Origin of the sequence: Kitasatospora sp. McL0602 (genome assembly GCF_052076145.1) — a bacterium.
Lineage (GTDB): Bacteria > Actinomycetota > Actinomycetes > Streptomycetales > Streptomycetaceae > Kitasatospora.
This window is the reverse complement of record NZ_CP197246.1, coordinates 5,964,082-5,984,452: the sequence shown is the minus strand read 5'-3', so window position 1 is coordinate 5,984,452 and position 20,371 is coordinate 5,964,082. Positions and strand designations below refer to the sequence as shown.

The window sequence follows — 20,371 nt, the reverse complement described above, 5'->3', positions numbered from 1 at the left end:
TTGGTCACCTGGACGGGGCTCCTCGGAAGAGTTCTGACAGCACGTCACCGCGTGGGGCGGGGTCGGGCGTCACTCGGACGGGCCAAAGATACGCGCGTAGAAAATGACGCGACAAGACGTAGCGCGTTAACTCTTGGCGATCTACGCCTTCCCATGTCCGCCGGGTCGAACATTTTCAAACATCAAATCTCCCCGGACTGGTTCGGGCCAACATGCCATCAGTTTCGGCCAGCTGGCGCTCTACGGAGCTGATCTAGCCCCCGCAGAGCCTCTTGACGTGAGCCTGAAACGCCGCTGTCATATGTTGCATTCCGTTGGAACGCGTCGCTTTGGTTGCCTTCCTGGTCGCCTCTGTGCTCCTTCCACCCACCCTCACCCCTGCAGGAGCCCCACGGTGCTGTCCCGCAGAACCACCTGGCGCCGCCGATCAGGCGCCGCCCTCACCTCACTCGCCCTGATGACGGGCGGCGGCGCTCTCGCCGCAGCCGTCCAGCTGGCCGCCGCGCCGGCCGCGTACGCCCTGGACAACGGCCTCGCCGTGACCCCCCAGATGGGGTTCAACAACTGGAACTCCACCCACTGCCGGGCCGAGTTCAACGAGTCCATGGTCGAGGGCATCGCCGACATCTTCGTCGCGAAGGGCCTCAAGGACGCCGGGTACCAGTACGTCAACATCGACGACTGCTGGGCCCTGCCGAGCCGCGACGCCTCGGGCAATCTCGTCCCGGATCCGGTGCGCTTCCCCCACGGCATCAAGGCCGTCGCGGACTACGTCCACAGCAAGGGCCTCAAGTTCGGCCTCTACTCCAGCGCCGGCAGCATGACCTGTGACGTGCAGGGCTTCCCCGGCGGGCTCGGCCACGAGCAGCAGGACGCCAACCTCTGGGCCTCCTGGGGCGTCGACTACCTGAAGTACGACAACTGCAACAACCAGGGCCAGGACGCGCAGACCCGTTACAAGACCATGCGGGACGCGCTCAACGCGACCGGCCGCCCGATCCTCTTCAGCATCTGCGAGTGGGGCGCCAACGCCCCCTGGCAGTGGGCGCAGCCGGTCGGCAACTCCTGGCGCACCACGGGCGACATCAGCGACAACTGGCAGAGCATGATCAACATCGCGCACCAGAACGAGGGGCTCGCCCCGTACTCGCGCAGCGGCGCCTGGAACGACCCGGACATGCTGGAGGTCGGCAACGGCGGCATGACCGGCGTCGAGTACCGCACCCACTTCAGCCTCTGGGCCGAGATGTCCGCACCGCTGCTGATCGGCAGCGACCTGCGCACGGCGAGCCCCGAGACGCTGTCGATCCTCACCAACAAGGACATCATCGCCGTCGACCAGGACGCGCTCGGCCGCCAGGGCACCGTCGTCCCGTCCGCCTCCGGCACCACGGTGATGACCAAGCCGCTGGCCGACGGCAGCCGCGCCGTCACCCTCACCAACGAGTCCTCGTACGCGACGACCGTCTCCACCACCGTCGCCGCGCTCGGCATCGGCGGCGCCAAGTCGTACGCGACCAAGGACCTGTGGTCGAAGAAGACCGGCTCGGTGACCGACAAGGTCAGCGCGACCGTGCCCGGCCACGGCACGGTGATGCTCCGCGTCACCCCCGACAGCCCGGTGCCGCCGCCGACCGGCTTGACGCAGCTCAGCGACATGTCCTGGCTCTCGGCGATCAACGGCTGGGGCCCGGCTGAGCGTGACCGCAGCAACGGCGACATCAACCTCGGCGACGGCCGCACGCTGGCCATCCGGGGCACCCAGTACGGCAAGGGCCTCGGCGTGCACGCCAACAGCGACGTCACGTACAACCTGGGCGGCGCCTGCAAGGACCTCACCACCGACGTCGGCGTCGACGACGAGACCGGCGGCAACGGCTCGGTGCAGTTCAAGATCTACCGGGACGACAAGCTCGTCGCCGACAGCGGCGTGGTGACCGGCAAGGACGCGGCCAAGCACCTCACCGCCGACCTGACCGGCGGCGCCAAGCTGCGGCTGGTCGTCACCGACGGCGGCGACGGCATGAGTTGGGACCACGCCGACTGGGCCAACCCCCGGGTGGCCTGCGGCAACGGCCCGGCGGCCGGCGCCCACGCGCTGAGCGACCTCAACTGGTCCGGTGCCTCCAACGGCTGGGGCCCGGTCGAGAAGAACACCAGCAACGGCGAGGCCGCGCTCGGCGACGGCGGCCCGATCAGCATCAAGGGCGCCACCTACGCCAAGGGCCTCGGCACCAACGCGTACAGCGAGGTCACCTACTACCTGGCCGGCACCTGCACCAGCGTCAGCACCGACGTGGGCGTCGACGACGAGGCCGGGCCCAAGGGCTCGGTCAGCTTCCAGATCTTCCGGGATTCGACCAAGGTCGCCGACAGCGGCCTGATGGTCACCGGCGACGCGGCCAAGCACCTGACCGCCGACGTCACCGGCGGCGACGAACTGCGGCTCGTCGTCACCGACGGCGGCAACGGCACCAACTCCGACCACGCCGACTGGGCGGCCCCGCAGCTCACCTGCAGCTGATCCCCCCGGAGCCACCCCGAGCGGGCCGTGACCACACCCCCTGTGGTCACGGCCCGCTCCCCCGCTGCCGCTACGCCGCGACCTGCACCTCGTCCGCCTGCATGCCCTTCTGGCCCTGCACGGGGACGAAGGTGACCAGCTGACCTTCCTTCAGGCTCTTGAAGCCGGTGCCCTGGATGGCCCGGAAGTGGACGAACAGGTCCGGGCCCGACTCCGGGGTGATGAAGCCGTAGCCCTTCTCGTCGTTGAACCACTTGACGGTGCCGTTCTGCCTCTCGGCCATGTCAGCTCCTTGCTCGCGCCCGGCGCGGCGGTCGAAGTACGGCCGCGTGAAGCCGATCATGCCCAGCCGGCCGCGACCTACACGGCCGTCGCCGTTCCTACTCCTGCTCGGCCGCCGGCACGACCGCTGCGGGCACGGCCTCGCGGATGCCCGCCGACCACTTCTGCTCGACCTTGCCGAACTTCCAGAAGGCCAGGGCACCCGCCCAGGTCAGCACGAACAGGCCGACGATCGCGTAGCCGACGAGGTTGAGGTCGAGCCGGGCGATCCAGCCGACCGGGCCGGTGGTGATGTCGAGCTTCTCGCCGAGCAGGCCGACCAGCTCGATCACGCCGATCACCAGGGCGACCAGCACCGACAGGCCGGTGACCGTCAGGTTGTAGTAGATCTTGCGGACGGGCTTGGAGAACGCCCACTCGTACGCGAAGTTCATGAACGAGCCGTCGATGGTGTCGAGCAGGCTCATCCCGGCGGCGAACAGCACCGGCAGCACCAGCAGCGCGTACCAGGGCAGCGAGAAAGCCGCGGCGCCGCCGGCCAGCACCAGCAGCGAGACCTCCGTCGCGGTGTCGAAGCCGAGCCCGAAGAGCAGGCCGACGGGGTACATGTGCCACGGCTTGGTGACGGCCCTGGTGACGCGGCCGAGGATGCGGTTCATGAAGCCGCGCTTGTCGAGCTGCCGCTCCAGCTCGGCCTCGTCGAACTCGCCGTCGCGCATCTTGCGGAAGACCTTGAGGATGCCGTTGAAGGCGCCCAGGTTGATCAGACCGATCAGCACCAGGAAGGTGCCGGAGACGCTGACGCCGATCAGGCCGGTGGTCCGGTGCAACGAGGAGTCGTCCGACTCGACCTGCCCGGCCAGCGAGCGGATGCCGAAGGCGAGCAGCGCGCAGAGTGCGAAGACCACCGACGAGTGGCCGAGCGAGAACCAGAAACCGACCGAGAGCGGCCGCTTGCCCTGGCCCATCAGCTTGCGGGTGGTGTTGTCGATGGCGGCGATGTGGTCGGCGTCGAAGGCGTGCCGCATCCCGAGGGTGTAGGCCGTGAGGCCCATGCCGGCGCCGAAGACCTGCCCGCCCACGTCGTAGTGCTGCGGCGCGATGACCGCGAGCAGCGTGAACCAGCCGATGACGTGCAGCGCGAGGATGAACCCGCCCATCCCGGCGAGGCGGAGCCACTCGTCCCGGGTGAGCCGGTCGCGCAGCCTGGCAGGCGCTGACATGGGGGTCCTTTCGTACGGGTGGGCAGCTGAGGTGTGGGTAGCCGAGCTGGGCCATCCTTCCCCGCCGCTGCTTGTAGTTGCAACTTCAGTGCAACTACAAGCCCCTCTCTGACTCGTTCACCACCCCCGTACTGCCCCGAATAGTCAGGAAATAGGAGTTGACGTCCACTATTGTCTGATTCTGAAGATCGCCGGACGGCCGGTCAGCACCGCTCAGACATCGAGAGGCAGCACCTTGCTCAACAGCGCCGACACCAAGAGGTCGGAGGCGCCCGGTCTCGACCGCTCGTTCTTCGGCCATCCCCGAGGGCTGATGACCCTCTTCGGCACCGAGACCTGGGAACGCTTCTCCTTCCTCGGCATGCAGGCGATCCTCGCGCTGTACTTCGCCGCCGCCGTCGCCGACGGCGGCCTCGGGATGGCGAAGAACACCGCCTCCTCCGTCGTCGCGGCCTACGGCACCCTGGTCTACCTGCTCTCGGTGGTCGGCGGCTGGGTCGCCGACCGGGTGCTGGGCTCGTACCACGCGGTGCTGCACGGCGGCATCCTGATCGCCTGCGGCCACTACGCGATGGCGGTGCCCGCCCCGGCGATGACCTGGGTCGGGCTGGGCCTGATCATCATCGGCACCGGCTTCCTCAAGCCGAACGTCTCCACCATGGTCGGCCAGCTCTACGCCACCGACGACGAGCGCCGCGACGCCGGCTTCGCGCTCTACTACATGGGCATCAACATCGGCGCCTTCCTCGGCCCGCTGGTCAGCGGCTGGCTCGGCCAGAACTGGGGCTGGCACTGGGGCTTCTCCGCCGCCGCGATCGGCATGACCTTCGGCGTCGTGCAGTACGTGCTCGGCCGCGGCGGCCTGGCCCGCGACCACGGCCCGGTCAACCCGCTCCGGCCCGCCGAACGCAGCCGCTACCTCCGCCGGACGCTCACGGCGGCGGCGGCCGTGGCGGCGCTCGGCGTGCTGATGTGGGCCGTCGGCCGGCTCACCCTCCAGCGCGGCGTCGACGCGATCACCCTGGTCTCGGTGCTGGCGCCGGTCGCCTACTTCGCCGTGATGTTCCGCAGCCCCGAGGTCACCGCCGAGGAGCGCGGGCGGCTGCGGCCGTACCTGGTGCTGTTCTGCGCCTCGGTGGTCTTCAACCTGGTGCTCTTCTCCTCCTACACCACGCTCGCCTTCCTCGCCCTCGACCACGTCGACAACTCCGTCCTCGGCTGGAGCTTCCCCTCCAGCTGGTGGCAGTCGGTGCTGGGCGTGATCGAGGTGCTGGCCGCGCCCGTGGTCGCCGCGCTCTGGGTGCGCCTCGGCCGGCGCCAGCCGCACGCCTCCCGCAAGATCGCGTACTCGCTCTTCGCGGGCGGCGCCGCCTTCCTGCTGCTGGTCCTCCCGACCGCCGGGAAGAGCGGCGAGTACCGCGTCGCCGCGCTCTGGCTGGTCGGCTGCTACCTCTTCATGGGCATCGGCGACATCCTGCTGGAGACCACCGGCATGTCCGCCACCACCAAGCTGGCGCCCCGGCACTTCGCCAGCCAGACGATGGCCCTCTGGTTCCTCTCGCTCGCCCTCGCCCAGGGCATCTCCGCGCAGCTCGTCCGCCTCTACGGCGAGATCCCGGACGCCGCCTACTACGGCTCGATCGGCCTCTTCGCCGTCCTCTGCGGCATCGTGCTCTGCACGCTGCTCCCCTGGATGCGCCGCACCATGCACCCCGTCCACTGACGCACCGTCCACTGACGCACCGTCCACGACCCCCGTCCCGGGAGTGACCGCCATGCAGCACCCCGCCGCGTACCCGTACCGCACCGTCCGCGAGGACCTGCGCATCCCGCTGCCGGACGGCACCGAGCTGTACGCACGGATCTGGCGGCCCGTCACCGACGAGCCCGTGCCCGCCCTGCTGGAGTACCTCCCGTACCGGCTCAGCGACTGGACGGCGCCGCGCGACGCCCAGCGCCACCCCTGGTACGCCGGGCACGGCTACGCCTCCGTCCGGGTGGACATCCGCGGGCACGGGAACTCCGGCGGGCTGCCCGGCGACGAGTACTCCGAGCAGGAGCTCGCGGACGGCGTCGCGGTGGTCGAGTGGCTGGCCCGGCAGCCGTGGTGCAGCGGGCGGGTCGGGATGTTCGGCATCTCCTGGGGCGGCTTCAACAGCCTCCAGATCGCCGCGCTCGCCCCGGAGGCGCTCCAGGCCGTCGTCACCGTCTGCTCCACCGACGACCGCTACGACAACGACGTGCACTACTTCGGCGGCTCGCTGCTCGCCGTCGACATGCACGCCTGGTCCGCGACCATGCTCGCCTTCACCGCCCGCCCGCCGGACCCGAAGTACGTCGGCGACGGCTGGCGCCGGATGTGGCTGGAGCGGCTCGACGCGATCGAGCCCTTCGTCCACCCCTGGCTCACCCACCAGACCCGCGACGACTACTGGCGCCACGGCAGCGTCTGCGAGGACTACGGCGCGGTCAGGGCCGCCGTGCTCGCCGTCGGCGGCTGGGCCGACCCCTACCGGGACACCGTACTGCGGCTCGCCCAGCACCTGGACGCCCCCGTCCGGGGACTGATCGGCCCCTGGTCGCACCAGTACCCGGACCGGGGGCTGCCGCCGGGCCCGGCGATCGGCTTCCTCCAGGAGACCCTGCGCTGGTGGGACCACTGGCTGAAGGACATCGACACCGGCGTGATGGCCGAGCCGGTGCTGCGCAGCTGGATGAACGAGTCCGTCCCGCCCGCGACGGTCTACGCCAACCGCCCCGGCCGCTGGGTCGGCGACGACTCCTGGCCCTCGCCGGACGTCCGCGAGGTGCACTACGGCCTGGACGACGCCCTGCGGACGGCGGGCACCCCCTCGGGCGACCGCTTCGTACGGGTCCGCTCCCCGCAGCACACCGGCGTGGACGCCGGGCGGTTCTTCCCCTTCGGCAACGACGCCGACCTGCCGCCCGACCAGCGCGAGGAGGACGGCCGCTCGGTCTGCTTCGACTCCGCCCCGCTGCCCGAGCAGGTCGAGATCCTCGGGCGGGCGGCGGTGCGGCTGAGGCTGCGCTGCGACGAGCGGCGCGGCCAGATCGCCGCCCGGCTCTGCGACGTCGCGCCCGACGGCTCGTCCACCCTCGTCACCCGGGGCGTGCTCAACCTCTCCGCCCGGCGCGGGCGCGACAAGGCCGTCGAGTGGCAGCCCGGCGCCGTCGAGGACGTCGACCTCGAGCTCGTCGGCATCGCCCACGCCTTCCCGCCCGGCCACCGCCTGCGCCTCGCGCTCTCCTCCGCGTACTGGCCCTGGGTCTGGCCGCAGCCCGGCACCGGCGGCTTCGAACTCGACCCCGGCCACAGCGCGCTCACCCTGCCCGTCCGCCACCTGGCCGCCGACGCCGGGAACCCGCCGATCACCTTCGGGCCCCCCGAGCAGTCCGTCGGCCTCGACGTCCGGGTCACCGAACCGCTCACCGCCCGGCCCGAGCGGCTGCTCCGCCGCGACGTCGCCGCCGGCGAGTGGCGGCTGGAGGTCGACCCCCGGTACGGCGGCTCGCGCACCTACCCCGACGGCCTGGTCTTCGACGAGGAGGCCCTCGACTCGTACGAGATCCACTCCGACGACCCGCTCAGCGCCCGCACCCGCTCCGACTGGACGATCCGGCTCCAGCGCCCCGACCTCGGCTGGGACACCACCGTCCGCACCCGCTCCGAGATCACCGCCGACGCCACCCACTTCACCACCCGCAACCACCTCACCGCCCTGGAGGGCGGCGACGTCGTCTTCGACCGCAGCTGGGAACGCCGCATCCCGCGCGTGGCCTCCTGAGAATCTCCGGTTACCATCGCCCAATGCCCAGCCTGACCGGAGTCCCCCTGCAGATCATCGCCGCCGTGCTGGCGGTGGCCGTCTTCGCCGCCACCATGTGGCTCTGGCCCCGGCTCGCCGGGCGGGGGTGGAAGAGCTGGCTGGGCCGGATCGGCGCCTTCCTGGCCGCGCAGGTCGCGGTGCTGCTCGCGATGGGCCTGGTGGCGAACTCGTACTTCGGCTTCTACACCACCTGGAGCGACCTGCTCGGCACCGACGGCGCGCCCGGCACGGTCGTCGACCACCAGCCGGGCAAGGCCGTCTCGCTGACCGGCGAGCAGAAGATGTACTCCGCGCAGGGCTCGGCCAAGGACCGCTCCGGGGTGATCCAGAACGTCACCATCAAAGGAGCGGGCTCGGGCCTGAGCAGCGAGGCGTACGTCTACCTGCCGCCGCAGTACTTCCAGCCCGGCTTCGCCACCCGGCAGTTCCCGATGGCGCTGGTGCTGGCCGGGTACCCCGGCTCGGCCGAGAAGCTGATCTCGCTGATGGCCTACCCCGCCTCCACCCTCCAGGCGATCGACTCCGGGCAGCTGCCGCCGACCGTGCTGGTGATGATGCGGACCACCGCCTCGGGCGGCAACCGCGACACCGAGTGCATGGACATCCCCAACGGCCCGCAGGTCGAGACCTTCTTCACCGAGGACCTCCCGAAGGCGATGTCCGGCGCCTACCGCATCAGCGACCGCCCGCAGGCCCGCGCCGTGATCGGCAACTCCACCGGCGGCTACTGCGCGCTGAAGTTCGCCCTCCGCAAGCCCGGCGCCTACAGCGCCGCCATCTCACTCTCCGGCTACTACACCGCCCCGATCGACCCCACCACCGGCGACCTCTTCGCCGGCAACGCCAACCTCAAGCACGAGAACGACCTGCTCTGGCGCCTCCACAACAAGCCCGCCGCCCCCGTCTCCCTGCTCCTCGCCACCAGCCCCAACGAGGACAACTACGAGGGCACCCAGAAGATGATCGCCGCCTTCAAGGCCCCCACCCAGCTCTCCACCATCACCCTCGACAGCGGCGGCCACAACTTCCACACCTGGACCCGCGAGATCCCCCCCGCCCTCGCCTGGCTCGGCAAGCGCCTCGCCGCCTGACCCCGTCACCCCAGGTACGGGGCCGGCCGATCACCGAGGAAGTGCCGAAGCCGCAGGCGCTGGGTGTGGTGGATCGGCAGGCCGTCGAGTTCCCCGGGTGCGACGAACCTGAGGTCGGTGGACTCGTCCGAGATGCGCAGCGTCCCACCGGTGACGCGCGCGGTGAAGCAGACATTGAACTGCTGGCGCACTTCCCCGTCCGAGTAGGCGATGACGTGGCGCGGGTCGGTGTAGGTACCGACGAGCCCGGTGATCTCCACATCCAGCCCGGTCTCCTCCCGTACCTCCCGGATCGCCGCACCGGGCAGGGACTCGCCGAGGTCCATGGCGCCCCCGGGGAGCGCGTACAGGCCGCTGTCGGTCCTGCGTTGCAGCAGGATGCGTCCGAGGGCGTCGGTCACGACCGCCGAGGCCGCCACCACCAGGCGGTTGGGGATCGGGGCTTCGGGGTCGTCGTAGTACTCGGTCCTGGCCATGCGTCAGTCTCCTCCGGCGGCGGGCGGAAAACCCGTTGGTCGGGGTGGCCGGCCGCTGATAGCGTGCGGTCAGCCGTGAAGCCGTAGCCAGGAGGTGAGACCCATGAACGCTGTACGCAGTGGGTGCTCCCCCTTGTCCTTCACGGGTCGGCGGCTGACGTAGGTGTCGCCGGGAGCGCCTGAGACTCAGGGCACTCCCGAAGGGCAGACACTTATGAACACTGTGCATTCCAGCTCCGGCACGGCCGGACACCCGATGGTGATCACGCAGATCGCGGACGGGCAGTGGCAGGCCGTGCAGGACGACCAGGTCGTCGGCCACGGCGACGCATCGCACCGGCCCGACGGGCGGGTCTTCCTCAGCATCGACGCGTGGGACGCCGCGGTCTTCGACCGACTCGCCCAGGTGATGCGGGCGGGCCTGCCGACGCCGCTGTACACGCTCGTCGACGAGGCCGACGCCGACCAGGCGGCCGGGTGGGAGCGGGCCGGCTTCACCATGCTGCGCCGCGAGTGGGAGTACGCCGTACCCACCGATCCGCGCGTCACCGGGCTCGACTCCGTACGACCGCCGTCAGGCGTGACGATCGTGCCCGTCGGCGAGGCGGAGGACGGCCCGCTGCGGGTGTTGGACCGCCTGGTCCGCGCCGAGGTCGAGGCCACCGTCGGGTGGCGGTCGATGCCGGCCGAGGTGCTGCACCTCCCGCAGGGCGTCACCGTGCTCGACCCGTCCAAGTACGCGGTGGCCGCCCAGGACGGCCGGTACGTCGGGCTGCTCAGGCTGGCGCCGGTGCCCCGCTACCCCCGGATCGGGCTGATCGCCGTCCGGGCCGGGCAGCACCGCCGGGGCATCGCCCGCGCGCTGCTGGCCCAGGTGCTGGGCGCGCTGCACCGCTCCGGCGTCGCCACGGCAGCGGCCGAGGTGAGCGAGTCCAACCTGGCCGCCAAGGCACTGTTCGAGGGCGTCGGCGCCCAATGCGTGCGCAGCAACCTGGAGTTGGTACTCCGCTGACGCCCAGTCACATACCTTCCAGACCCCAGGAGAGACCATGGCCAAAACAGCAGGCGCGATAGAGACCGAAGGCACCGTCGTCGAGTGTCTCCGCAACGCCACCTTCACGGTGGAGCTCCAGAACGGGCACAAGGTGCTCGCCCACATCAGCGGGAAGATCCGGAAGAACCACATCAAGATCCTCCCGTTCGACCGGGTGCTCGTGGAGCTCAGCCCGTACGACCTGACCCGGGGTCGGATTCTCTTCCGCTACCGGTAACAGCCGACAACCTCCGGGCTGGACTTAGAGCGCGCTCATAGCCCCGGTTCACGGAAATCTCAGCGGCGCGACCGAGCGTATTCCCCATGACCACGACCAGTTCCATCCCTCCGACCAGTGAACCGTGGCCCGAGGCTGCGAACTACCCGCCGCCGGTGCCCCCGGCGCGGGCCACGGTCACCCCGATCTACCCACCCGCCGAACCGCCCGCGCGGGGGCCGGGCGGGCTGCGGGCACTGCCCGGCCGGGTCTGGCGCGGGCGGCAGGACGACCCCCGGTGGGTGCGGCCCGCGCTGCTCGGGCTGCTGGCCGCCACCACCGTGTTCTACCTGTGGGGGCTGTCGGCCTCCGGCTGGGCCAACTCCTTCTACTCGGCGGCCGTCCAGGCGGGCACCGAGAGCTGGAAGGCCTTCTTCTACGGCTCCTCGGACGCCGCCAACTTCATCACCGTCGACAAGCCCCCCATGTCGCTCTGGCCGATGGAGCTGGCGGCTCGGGTCTTCGGCCTCAACTCCTGGAGCGTGCTCGCCCCCGAGGCCCTGATGGGCGTCGCCACCGTCGGCACGGTGTACGCGACGGTGCGCCGCCGGTTCTCCCCGCTGGCCGGGCTCGTCGCGGGCGCCGCGCTGGCCCTGACGCCGGTCGCGGCGCTGATGTTCCGCTTCAACAACCCCGACGCGCTGCTGGTGCTGCTCATGACGCTGGCCGCGTACGGGCTGGTGCGGGCGAGCGAGACCGCGTCCACCCGCTGGCTGGTGTTCGTCGGCGTGATGTTCGGCTGCGGATTCCTCACCAAGACCCTCCAGGCCGTGCTGATCCTGCCGGCCTTCGCGCTGATCTACCTGGTGGTCGCACCGACCGGCCTCTGGCGCCGGGTGCGCCAACTGCTGCTCGCCGGTCTGGCGGCGCTGGTCGCGGGCGGCTGGTGGGTCGCGATCGTCGAGCTCGTCCCCGCCTCCGCCCGGCCGTACATCGGCGGCTCGCAGGACAACAGCTTCCTCTCCGTCACCTTCGGCTACAACGGCTTCGGCCGCCTGACCGGCAACGAGACCGGCAGCGTCGGCGGCGGCGGCGCGGGCGGCCAGGGCGGCGGCATGTGGGGCTCCACCGGCATCACCCGCCTGTTCGACGGCGACATCGGCGGGCAGATCGCCTGGCTGCTGCCCGCCGCGCTCCTCCTGCTGCTGTTCGGCCTCTGGGCCACCCGCCGCCACCCACGGACGGACACCGCCCGGACGGCCTTCCTGGTCTGGGGCAGCTGGCTGCTCTGCACCGCGCTGACCTTCAGCTTCATGGGCGGCATCTTCCACCAGTACTACACCGTGGCCCTCGCCCCGGCCATCGCCGCCCTGGTCGGCATGGGCGTCGACGGCCTGTGGCGGGCCCGGCGCAGGCTGCCGTACGCGGCGCTGCTCGCCGTCACCGTCGGCGGCACGGCGGTCTGGGCGTACGTGTTGCTCGGGCGCAGCTCCTCGTTCGTACCGTGGCTGCGGGGCGTGGTGCTGCTCGGCGGGCTGGCGGCGGCAGGTGTGCTGCTGCTCGCCTCCCGGCTGCCCGAGCGGCCTGCCGCGCGGATCACGGCGGTGGCCGGGCTGGCCGCGCTGGTGGCCTCCTTCGGCGGGCCCGCGGCGTACGCGGTCGACACCGTCGCCACCGCGCACACCGGCTCGATCCCGACGGCCGGGCCCCGGGTGGCCGGTGACCGGGGCTTCGGTGGGCCGGGCATGGCAGGCGGCGCCAAGCAGCGGGCGGGCCGGAACTTCCCGGCCGGGGGCTTCCCCGGCGGACAGCGCGGCGGGGCGGCGGGCAGCCGGAACGGCATGCCGGCCCTTCCCCCCGGCTTCGCCGAGGGCGGCCGGTTCGGCGGCGCAGGCGGTGCAGCAGGTGGCGGCGCGGGCGGTGCAGCGGGCGGCGGGATGGGCGGTCTGATCGACGGCGCCCGGGTGAGCAGCGAGCTCGCGGCCCAGCTCGAGCAGGACTCCGACTCCTACACCTGGGTCGCGGCGGCGATCGGCTCGCAGAACCAGGCAAGCTACCAACTCGCCACCGGGAAGCCGGTGATGGCGCTCGGCGGCTTCAACGGCTCCGACCCCTCGCTGAGCCTCAGCGCCTTCCAGTCCTACGTGCAGGACCACCGCATCCACTACTTCATCGGCGGCGGTGGCGGGATGGGCGGTGGCGGGATCGGCGGCAGCCGCTCCGGCGGCTCCTCCGACTCCGAGGAGATCGCGACCTGGGTCGCCGCCCACTTCACCGCGAAGACGGTCGGCGGCACCACGATCTACGACCTGACCACCCCGACCAGCTGAGACCCCCTGGCCTGCCCCGCCCCGCGTCGGTCGCGTCGCGGGGCGGGCCTTCTCGGCTGCGGCGCCAGCGGAGCTACTCGTCCTCGAACTCCCGGGGGTCGAGCCGGAGTCCGGAGCCGTGGCGGTGGTGCCGGTGCCCGGCCCGGTCGTGGTCAGCGGCTCTTCAACCGCCGCACAGCTGGATCATGGTCTTCTTGTCGGCCGGCGTGACGGGCAGCTGGTACTTCAGCGAGACCTGGGCGAACCGCACCGCGTACGAGCAGCGCACCGCCTCGTTTGCGGGCAGCCAGCTCGCCGGGCCGGAGTCGCCCTTGGAGGCGTTCTGCGAGCCGTCGGCCGGGATGAGGTTGAGGGGGTCGTTGGCGATCTGGGTCCGCTTGGCCTTGTCCCACTTCGCGGCGCCCATCTGCCAGTCGTAGGAGAGCGGCATCACGTGGTCGATCTGGATCTTCGTGGCCTGCTGCTTCGTCCACTGGACGTTCTTGCCGGTGTACGGGTCGTAGATCGACATGCCGGTCACCACGCAGGCCGAACCGTCCTTGTGCTCCAGCGACTTGCCGTCGCGGGCGAGCAGGTCGTCCCGGGTGTCGCAGTTGTTGTGGGCGAGCGGCACCCCGTCCACGTTGTCCGTCCAGGCCGGGCCGAACTGGTCCCGGTCGTAGCCGGTCTTCGGGCCTGCGTCGGCCGTCTTCACCTTGGCGATCAGGTCGCGGCCCGCCTTGCGGTCGCTGTCGGAGGTGAGCGGCGCCAGGCCGGGCCTGGTGCCGTCGGGGTTGTCGAGCGGGCTCGTCCCGAGCGCGGCGGAGGGGGCGGCGGTGTCGTGCGAGGGCTTGGCCCCGGCGCACCCCGCGATCAGCAGCAGGGCAGCGACGGGCAGTACGGTTGAACGGGCGCGCACGGAAATCAATCCCCCGAAGGTGTGACATCTGACAGCGCCCCAGCAGACCAGCCCCCTTACACCGGGTCAAGTCGCCACACCCGGCCCCTCCGGCGGGAGTCAGCCGCCGATGGCGGACATCGGGCGGTCCGGCTGGACAAAGCCCGCCGAGTTGATGTCGTGCCCCGGGCCCTTGCGGGCGATTGTGGCCCGCCAGGCGCGCTCGATCTCGGCGTCGGCCGCGCCGCCGCGCAGCAGGGCCCGCAGGTCGGACTCGGTCGTCGCGAAGAGGCAGTTGCGCAACTGCCCGTCGGCGGTGAGGCGGACGCGGTCGCAGCCGCCGCAGAACGGCCGGGTGACGGAGGCGATCACGCCGACCACGGTGTCGGTGCCGGAGATCCGCCACTCCTCCGCCGGGGCGTTGCCGTGGCGGCCGACGGGGACGAGCTGCCAGGGTCGCCCGAGGATCTCCAGGATCTCGTCGGCGGTGATCATCTTGGTGCGGTCCCAGGCGCCCTGCGCGTCCAGCGGCATGGACTCGATGAACCGCATCCGGTAGCCGTGCTCGGCCGCGAACTCGACCAGCTCGACGATCTCGTCGTCGTTGACGCCCCGCACCGGCACGGCGTTGACCTTGACGGGGGCGAGCCCGGCGGCCTGGGCGGCGGCCATGCCGGCGAAGACGTCGGCGATCCGGTCGCGCCGGGTGATCTCGGCGTAGCGGTCGGCCCGGAGAGTGTCGAGGCTGACGTTGACGCGGTGCAGGCCGGCCGCCTTGAGCTCGGCCGCCGTCCGGGCCAGGCCGATGCCGTTGGTGGTGAGGGAGAGCTCGGGGCCGAGCTCGGTGAGCCGGGCGACCAGGCCGGGCAGGCCGCGCCGGAGCAGCGGTTCGCCGCCGGTGAGCCGGATCGAGGTGATCCCGAGCTGCCGGACGGCGACCCGGACGAGCCGGACGATCTCGTCGTCGGTGAGCACCTCGGCCTTGGGCAGCCAGTTGAGGCCCTCGGCCGGCATGCAGTAGGTGCACCGCAGGTTGCAGCGGTCGGTGAGGGATACCCGCAGGTCGGTGTGGACCCGGCCGAACCGGTCGACCAGCGGTGCGGGTGCGGTGTCCATCTGCCTGGTGTCCATCAGCCCAGTGAAGAGCGCGGCCCGCCGAAGATCCAGCGGCGGAAGAGCCTGTCCACGCCGCCGACCTGCGGGTTTGCCTTGGAGAATCATCCAACTATCTCCGCCCGGCCGGGCGTACCAAACTGAGCCCCATGGACAACCAGCAGATCCCCCCGCTGAGCCCTGCGCCGATCCCCGCGCTGATTCTCGCGGCGGGCGGCGGGCGGCGGCTCGGCGGGCGGCCCAAGGCGCTGATCCCGTACCGGGGGCGGCCGCTGGTCGAGCACGCCCTCGCGGTGGTCCGGGCGGGCGGCTGCCCGACGGCGGTGGTCGTGCTGGGCGCGGCCGCCGGGGAGGTCCGGGCCACAGCCGAGCTGGATGGGTGCCGACTTGTCGACAATCCCGACTGGGAGAGCGGCATGGGCTCCTCGCTGCGCGTCGGCCTGGCCGCCCTGCCGCCGGGCGCGGCAGCCGTCCTGGTGATGCTGGTGGACACCCCCGGCGTCACCCCGGCCGCCGTCGCCCGGCTGCTCGCCGCCCACCGCGCGGGCGCCGAGCTGGCGGCGGCGGCGTACGGCGGGGAGCGCGGACACCCGGTGCTGATCGGCGCCCGCCACCTCGCCGAGGCCGCCGAGGGCGCGCGCGGCGACGCCGGGGCGCGGGCGCTGCTGAAGGCACACGCGGCGGAGATCGTGCTGGTCGAGTGCGGTGACGTCGCCGTGCCGGACGATCTCGACACCCCGGCGGATCTTGCCCGCTGGACGGACCGGGCACCCCTGAACTCTCCCTGAGGTTGTCACTTTCCGTCCCGGCCCGGACACCGATCGGGGACGATGGAAGAGAATCTGCCACCCGACCCGAACGGACGGTACGAGCCATGCCCGGACTGCCGCTGCCCGACGACTTCAGCGACCCGGCCCGGTTCGGCGCCGACGGCAGCCGGCCCGCCGGGGTGAGCGCGATCCGGTGTCCGGCCTGCCGCCGTGAGCACCTGTACGAGCCACCCAGCCTGCCCTGCCCGTGCGGGGCGCAGCTACGGGTGCCCCTGCTGCGCGGGGGCGTCCCGGTGCAGGTGCGCTTCCGCTCCTGGGAGGATTCCTGGGTGAGCATGCGCTGCCCGCACTGCGGCCGCAACGACCAGTGGCCGCAGCCCGAGTTCACCTGCAACTGCGGTGCCACGGTGCGGCTCCCGGTCGACCGGGCCACCCGCCTGCAGAGCAGCGCGGCCCTCACCGACCTCACCTACGGCTCCGGCCGCGCGCCGCTCCCGTACGGCTCGCGCCCGGCCGCCGAGGTGGCACCGAGGGTGCCCGCGCAGGGGCAGCAGCGTGCGCCGTTCCGGCCGCACCCGGTGCGCACGGCGGAGGACGCGGTGCTCACGGCGGCCCGCTACCTGCGCTGGCTCGGTTTCGAGGACCTGGAGTTGACGGATGACCAGGCGGACCGGCCGGTGACGCTGCTGGGCAGCCGGATGGTCGCGCAGGTCGACGCGGCGGAGGGGCAGGCGGACGTCAAGGCCGTCGAGTGCCTCTGGCTGCAGACGCTGCACGCGGAGGAGATCGCCGCGGCGATGTTCACCGTCGGCGGCTTCTCGCACCAGGCGGCGGTGCGCGGCGAACAGCTGCTCGTGGCGCTCTTCCGGCTGGACTCGGCGGGGCTGCCGCAGCCCGCGAACGGCGCGGCCGAGGCGTTGACGGAGACCGGCTGGACGTCCTGACCTGCCGAACTCCGCAGCCGGGCAGGGAGGTTCGCGCCCTGCCCGGAAAGAAACTGACGCTCGTGATCTGGTGCACAAGCTCGCCCCCGTGTTGAATTGCGGCACCACGGCTCGGCCCTGGCGCGGTTCGCCGCGCGGGCCGGTGCCGGCTGGACACCGCACACAAGGAGGTGGCGTTGTCGGAGCACGGTACGGCCCCGGGGGGCAGTGCGGACACGGTCTGGCGGCTCAGGTCGCGGGGCTGTTGGCAGGAGGCCGCCGAGTTACTCCGCCCGAGCGCCGCCAGAGACCCGGTCGCGGCTCTCGGTCGCGCCGAACTACTGATCGAGCAGTGCCTGTTCACCGCCCGCCACTGGAAGGAGGCGGAGGAGGCCCTACGACTGGCCGAGGCCGAGGTCGCGACCACCGGCCAGCGCGCAGCGGCGTCCTGTGCCCGGGGGTTCCTCGCCTACGTGGCCAGCGTGCTCGGCCCGCGCGACCGGCTGGACGAGGCTCAGGCGGCGCTCGGCCGCACCTCGGCCCTGCTGCCACCGGACGCACCGGGGCGGCCGCTGCTGGACTTCCGGCGCGGGCTGGTCGCCGAGAACCTGCTGCACGACCCGACGGCCGCCGGCATGGCGTACCGCCGGGCGCACGAGGGGGCGGCCGAGACCGGCGACGGGCTGCTCAGCTCCTACACCTGGCGGCACCTCGCCACCCTGGCCCTGGCGGCGGGCGACGTGGAGCGCGCCCGCGAGGGCTTCCACGCCTCGCTGCGCCTGCGCGAGGAGCTCGGCTTCACGGTGGGGGTCGCGCCGGCGCTCGCGGCGCTCGCGGACGTGTCGGAGCCTCAGGAGGCGGCGCGACTGCGGGCCGAGGCGGCGCGGCTGGTACATGCTCTGGGTGGCGTGCCGGTGTGGCTGGCGCGCGGGCTCAGCGCCGTGCCCGCCCCGGATGCTCCCCCGGACGGCCGCATCGCGCACGACGTGGGGGAGAGCATCAGCTAAGGTGAGGCTAACCTGCCCGGGGTGAGCAGTACTTCGGGCAGGTCCCCTGCCACCCCCCGCGCTCCCCCGGCCCCGCCCGGAGCCCGGCCGACCCGACGGGCCGACGCCATGACCGTGAGCAGCATCGCGCCGCACGTCCCCCCGCCGCTGCTCGCCGGCTACGCCAGGCTCCACCAGGTCTTCCCCGAGCTGCGCATCCACCACCGCCCGCCGCAGTCCGGCCACGGCTGGGTCCGCACCGCCGACATCCTCCGGAGCCCGTCCGCCCTGCGGGAGTTGATCGCCTTCGACGCCCGGCAGGGCCTGGCCCGCTACGGCACTCCCCTGCGGCCCGACGTCGCCGCCGGCTTCTGCCTGCACCGCTACTGCTGGCCCACCGCACTGCTCTTCACCCTCCCCTGGTTCCTGGAGCGACGGGTGCCCCGGATCCCCGCCGAACAGGTCTCGATCCGCCGCGCCACCGGCGAACTCACCTTCCACTACGAGGAGTTCCACTGCCTCCCCGGTGACCCGGCCGCAGCCTTCCCCGGTGCCAGGACCGTCCCGGACGAGGCCGCCCTGCGCGCCGCCCTGCTGGCCGCCCTGACCGAACACCTCACGCCCGTCCTCGCCGCCTTCCGCCCCGAGGTGCGACGCGGCCCGCACACCCTCCGGAGCATGGCGACGGACGACGTGATCGAGGGCCTCTGGTACATCGGCAGCCTGCTCGGCGAGGAGCAGCGCGCCGCCGCCGAGCTCACCGAGCTGCTCCCCCAGGACAGTTCGGACTTCTTCACGCCCGGCCCGGACGGCCCCGGCTTCCGCCTGCTGGAGTACCCCGACGCGGCTCCGATGCGCACCCGCACCAGGCTGAGCTGCTGCCTCTTCTACACCGTCCGCCCCGCCGAGTCCTGCTTCAGCTGCCCCCGCGCCTGCGCCGCGAAGGCCCATCGGGCGTAACCCCCGTCTGGCACGATCGCCGCATGGCCCTCCCACCCGTGACCCTGCGCCCGCTCACCCTCGACGACTGGCCGGCCGTGCACTCCTGGGCCCGCCTCGAAGCGGCCTGCCGCTACCAGCCCTGGGGCCCCAACACCGAGGACCAGACCCGCGCCTACGTCCGGTCCGCCGTCGAGAGGTCCGCCCAGGACCAGCCGACCCGGCTCGTCCACCTCGCCCACGCCGAGGGTGTTCCCGTCGGCATCGGCGACTTCCACATCCGCCACCGCGCTCACCGCCAGGGCGAGATCGCCTACACCGTCCACCCGGACGCCTGGGGTCGCGGCTTCGGCACGGCGATCGCGCAGCACCTGCTGGCCCACGGCTTCGAGCAGGCCGGGCTCCACCGGATCTACGCCACCTGCGACCCGCGCAACCTCGCCTCGGCCCGGGTGCTGGCCAAGCTCGGCATGACGTACGAGGGGCGCCAGCGGCACTCCATGCTGATCCGCGACGGCTGGCGGGACTCGGACGTGTTCAGCATCCTCGAGGAGGAGTGGCGGGGTGATGCCGGGAAAGGCTTCTGACTTCGCCTCAATCATCCTATTTTCATAACCAGTTGCCCCAAATTCCCTCTCCCTGGTGCATTGACACCAAATCGGCCATACCAATGTCACGCATCCGCAATGATGGGCTCCGCCCTCAAGTTCGCAGGAAAGCGAGGCTGGTCAAAGCCATGAAACTGTCCGACATACCACTTGGCTGGGCCATCACCGGCGTGGCCGTGCTGGTGGTGACCGCCGTGCTGGTGGCAGTCGCCCGTACCCGGGCCACCGCCCCTGCCGGTGCATCGGACTCCTGGGAGCGCAGCGAGGATCGCCGCCGCCGCAAGGAGTCCCTGTACGGGGGAGCCTCGTACACCCTGCTGTTCTGCTGCGCGGCCGTCGCGGCGGCGCTCTCCTTCCACGGCCTGGTCGGGTTCGGCATCCAGAATCTCGACCTGTCCGGCGGGTGGGAGTACCTCGTCCCGTTCGGCCTCGACGGTGCGGCGATGTTCTGCTCCGTCCTCGCCGTCCGGGAGGCCAGCCACGGCGACGCGGCGCTCGGCTCGCGCCTGCTGGTCTGGCTCTTCGCCGGTGCCTCCGCCTGGTTCAACTGGGTGCACGCCCCCAGGGGGTTCGGGCACGCCGGGGCGCCGCAGTTCTTCGCCGGGATGTCACTCTCGGCCGCCGTGCTCTTCGACCGGGCGCTGAAGCAGACCCGCCGGGCCGCGCTGCGGGAGCAGGGGCTGGTGCCCCGGCCGCTGCCGCAGATCCGGATCGTGCGGTGGCTGCGGGCTCCGCTGGAGACGTACGCGGCCTGGTCGTTGATGCTGCTGGAGAATGTCCGCACGCTGGACGAGGCGGTCGAGGAAGTCCGGGACGACAAGCGGGAGGCCGCGGCCAACCGGGAACGCCAGCGGCTGGCCAGCCGGCGCGAGCGTGCCGAGATCCGCGCGATCGGCCGCCAGCACGGCGGTGTCTGGCGCCAACGCACCTCCCCGCGGCCTCAGTTGGAGCCCAGCCCGACGGAGCCCGCGATAACCGCGGAGGAGCCCACCGCCGTCACCCAGCCCGGCCTCCCGGCCCGGCAACCCCGCCCGACCGTCGACCTGACGCCCGACGAGGAGACCATGACCCTCCCCCGCCTCGACTCCCTCGAACAGAAACTCAAGGACCTGGAGCAGCAGTTCGGCTGAC

Annotated in this window: 18 protein-coding genes; 13 read left to right on the top strand and 5 right to left on the bottom strand. The window is 72.0% G+C overall.

Translation table 11 applies throughout. The features are described from left to right. Positions 1-457: 457 nt before the first annotated feature. Entirely contained in the window at positions 458-2,524 is a 2,067-nt protein-coding gene (locus tag ACR68M_RS27140) for an NPCBM/NEW2 domain-containing protein (protein WP_441251729.1), read from the top strand. A 70-nt stretch (positions 2,525-2,594) separates the two neighbouring features. Here the strand turns inward: ACR68M_RS27140 and ACR68M_RS27135 are convergent, their stop codons facing one another. Further along, a complete protein-coding gene (locus ACR68M_RS27135) occupies positions 2,595-2,807 on the bottom strand; it encodes a cold-shock protein (RefSeq protein WP_441246751.1) in 213 nt (70 codons plus the stop codon). Positions 2,808-2,904: 97 nt separating this feature from the next. Beyond that, positions 2,905-4,029: a HoxN/HupN/NixA family nickel/cobalt transporter gene (locus ACR68M_RS27130; protein ID WP_441246750.1), complete on the bottom strand. Its 1,125-nt coding sequence runs from the start codon at positions 4,027-4,029 to the stop codon at positions 2,905-2,907. A gap of 235 nt (positions 4,030-4,264) precedes the next feature. Here ACR68M_RS27130 and ACR68M_RS27125 point away from each other — a divergent pair, with 235 nt between their 5' ends. Genes ACR68M_RS27125 through ACR68M_RS27115 form a run of 3 tightly spaced genes read left to right on the top strand, consistent with a single transcriptional unit; the run spans position 4,265 to position 8,968 of the window. Beyond that, positions 4,265-5,752, top strand: coding sequence for a peptide MFS transporter (locus ACR68M_RS27125; RefSeq protein ID WP_441246749.1), 1,488 nt, complete (start codon positions 4,265-4,267; stop codon positions 5,750-5,752). Between the two features lie 52 nt (positions 5,753-5,804). Beyond that, complete coding sequence (locus ACR68M_RS27120) at positions 5,805-7,835, top strand: CocE/NonD family hydrolase (RefSeq protein WP_441246748.1); 2,031 nt, start codon at positions 5,805-5,807, stop codon at positions 7,833-7,835. Between the two features lie 23 nt (positions 7,836-7,858). Beyond that, positions 7,859-8,968, top strand: coding sequence for an alpha/beta hydrolase (locus tag ACR68M_RS27115; protein ID WP_441246747.1), 1,110 nt, complete (start codon positions 7,859-7,861; stop codon positions 8,966-8,968). A gap of 5 nt (positions 8,969-8,973) precedes the next feature. Here ACR68M_RS27115 and ACR68M_RS27110 read toward each other — a convergent pair whose 3' ends face one another. Continuing rightward, positions 8,974-9,444, bottom strand: coding sequence for an NUDIX domain-containing protein (locus tag ACR68M_RS27110; RefSeq protein ID WP_441246746.1), 471 nt, complete (start codon positions 9,442-9,444; stop codon positions 8,974-8,976). 214 nt (positions 9,445-9,658) lie between these two features. On the opposite strand from ACR68M_RS27110, the gene ACR68M_RS27105 reads away from it, so the two are divergent. From ACR68M_RS27105 to ACR68M_RS27095, 3 genes are all read left to right on the top strand, one after another. Beyond that, positions 9,659-10,456, top strand: a complete 798-nt coding sequence (locus tag ACR68M_RS27105) for an N-acetyltransferase family protein (protein WP_441246745.1) — start codon at positions 9,659-9,661, stop codon at positions 10,454-10,456. Between the two features lie 37 nt (positions 10,457-10,493). Beyond that, positions 10,494-10,715: a translation initiation factor IF-1 gene (gene infA / locus ACR68M_RS27100; RefSeq protein ID WP_441246744.1), complete on the top strand. Its 222-nt coding sequence runs from the start codon at positions 10,494-10,496 to the stop codon at positions 10,713-10,715. A gap of 86 nt (positions 10,716-10,801) precedes the next feature. Continuing rightward, positions 10,802-13,024, top strand: coding sequence for an ArnT family glycosyltransferase (locus ACR68M_RS27095; protein WP_441246743.1), 2,223 nt, complete (start codon positions 10,802-10,804; stop codon positions 13,022-13,024). A 163-nt stretch (positions 13,025-13,187) separates the two neighbouring features. Here ACR68M_RS27095 and ACR68M_RS27090 read toward each other — a convergent pair whose 3' ends face one another. Both ACR68M_RS27090 and moaA read right to left on the bottom strand, forming a co-directional pair. Next, on the bottom strand, positions 13,188-13,931 hold the full coding sequence (locus ACR68M_RS27090) for an HNH endonuclease family protein (protein ID WP_441246742.1): 744 nt from the start codon (positions 13,929-13,931) through the stop codon (positions 13,188-13,190). A 90-nt stretch (positions 13,932-14,021) separates the two neighbouring features. Next, positions 14,022-15,032, bottom strand: coding sequence for a GTP 3',8-cyclase MoaA (gene moaA / locus ACR68M_RS27085; protein ID WP_441246741.1), 1,011 nt, complete (start codon positions 15,030-15,032; stop codon positions 14,022-14,024). Positions 15,033-15,163: 131 nt separating this feature from the next. Between moaA and ACR68M_RS27080 the strand changes: the two genes are divergently transcribed. The 6 genes from ACR68M_RS27080 (at position 15,164) to ACR68M_RS27055 (ending at position 20,370) form a co-directional block, all read left to right on the top strand. After that, entirely contained in the window at positions 15,164-15,802 is a 639-nt protein-coding gene (locus ACR68M_RS27080; RefSeq protein ID WP_441246740.1) for a nucleotidyltransferase family protein, read from the top strand. Between the two features lie 86 nt (positions 15,803-15,888). After that, entirely contained in the window at positions 15,889-16,728 is an 840-nt protein-coding gene (locus ACR68M_RS27075) for a hypothetical protein (RefSeq protein WP_441246739.1), read from the top strand. Positions 16,729-16,904: 176 nt separating this feature from the next. After that, positions 16,905-17,714 (top strand): hypothetical protein, encoded by an 810-nt coding sequence (locus ACR68M_RS27070; RefSeq protein ID WP_441246738.1) that lies wholly within the window; start codon positions 16,905-16,907, stop codon positions 17,712-17,714. A gap of 108 nt (positions 17,715-17,822) precedes the next feature. Beyond that, the gene (locus ACR68M_RS27065) at positions 17,823-18,653 is read left to right on the top strand and encodes an iron-sulfur protein (protein WP_441246737.1); all 831 of its coding nucleotides are present in this window, start codon (positions 17,823-17,825) and stop codon (positions 18,651-18,653) included. Between the two features lie 23 nt (positions 18,654-18,676). Next, on the top strand, positions 18,677-19,219 hold the full coding sequence (locus ACR68M_RS27060) for a GNAT family N-acetyltransferase (RefSeq protein ID WP_441246736.1): 543 nt from the start codon (positions 18,677-18,679) through the stop codon (positions 19,217-19,219). A gap of 149 nt (positions 19,220-19,368) precedes the next feature. Then, positions 19,369-20,370, top strand: a complete 1,002-nt coding sequence (locus ACR68M_RS27055) for a DUF2637 domain-containing protein (RefSeq protein WP_441246735.1) — start codon at positions 19,369-19,371, stop codon at positions 20,368-20,370. Position 20,371 lies beyond the last annotated feature (1 nt).

Bases quoted from the DNA above. Each gene is read 5' to 3' on its own strand.
- ACR68M_RS27130 (WP_441246750.1), bottom strand. From the start codon at position 4,029: ATGTCAGCGCCTGCCAGGCTGCGCGACCGGCTCACCCGGGACGAGTGG.
- ACR68M_RS27110 (WP_441246746.1), bottom strand. From the start codon at position 9,444: ATGGCCAGGACCGAGTACTACGACGACCCCGAAGCCCCGATCCCCAAC.
- ACR68M_RS27065 (WP_441246737.1), top strand. From the start codon at position 17,823: ATGACCGTGAGCAGCATCGCGCCGCACGTCCCCCCGCCGCTGCTCGCC.
- ACR68M_RS27095 (WP_441246743.1), top strand. From the start codon at position 10,802: ATGACCACGACCAGTTCCATCCCTCCGACCAGTGAACCGTGGCCCGAG.
- moaA (WP_441246741.1), bottom strand. From the start codon at position 15,032: ATGGACACCAGGCAGATGGACACCGCACCCGCACCGCTGGTCGACCGG.
- ACR68M_RS27105 (WP_441246745.1), top strand. From the start codon at position 9,659: ATGAACACTGTGCATTCCAGCTCCGGCACGGCCGGACACCCGATGGTG.
- ACR68M_RS27075 (WP_441246739.1), top strand. From the start codon at position 15,889: ATGCCCGGACTGCCGCTGCCCGACGACTTCAGCGACCCGGCCCGGTTC.
- ACR68M_RS27060 (WP_441246736.1), top strand. From the start codon at position 18,677: ATGGCCCTCCCACCCGTGACCCTGCGCCCGCTCACCCTCGACGACTGG.
- ACR68M_RS27140 (WP_441251729.1), top strand. From the start codon at position 458: ATGACGGGCGGCGGCGCTCTCGCCGCAGCCGTCCAGCTGGCCGCCGCG.
- ACR68M_RS27115 (WP_441246747.1), top strand. From the start codon at position 7,859: ATGCCCAGCCTGACCGGAGTCCCCCTGCAGATCATCGCCGCCGTGCTG.
- ACR68M_RS27080 (WP_441246740.1), top strand. From the start codon at position 15,164: ATGGACAACCAGCAGATCCCCCCGCTGAGCCCTGCGCCGATCCCCGCG.
- ACR68M_RS27120 (WP_441246748.1), top strand. From the start codon at position 5,805: ATGCAGCACCCCGCCGCGTACCCGTACCGCACCGTCCGCGAGGACCTG.
- ACR68M_RS27135 (WP_441246751.1), bottom strand. From the start codon at position 2,807: ATGGCCGAGAGGCAGAACGGCACCGTCAAGTGGTTCAACGACGAGAAG.
- ACR68M_RS27055 (WP_441246735.1), top strand. From the start codon at position 19,369: ATGAAACTGTCCGACATACCACTTGGCTGGGCCATCACCGGCGTGGCC.
- infA (WP_441246744.1), top strand. From the start codon at position 10,494: ATGGCCAAAACAGCAGGCGCGATAGAGACCGAAGGCACCGTCGTCGAG.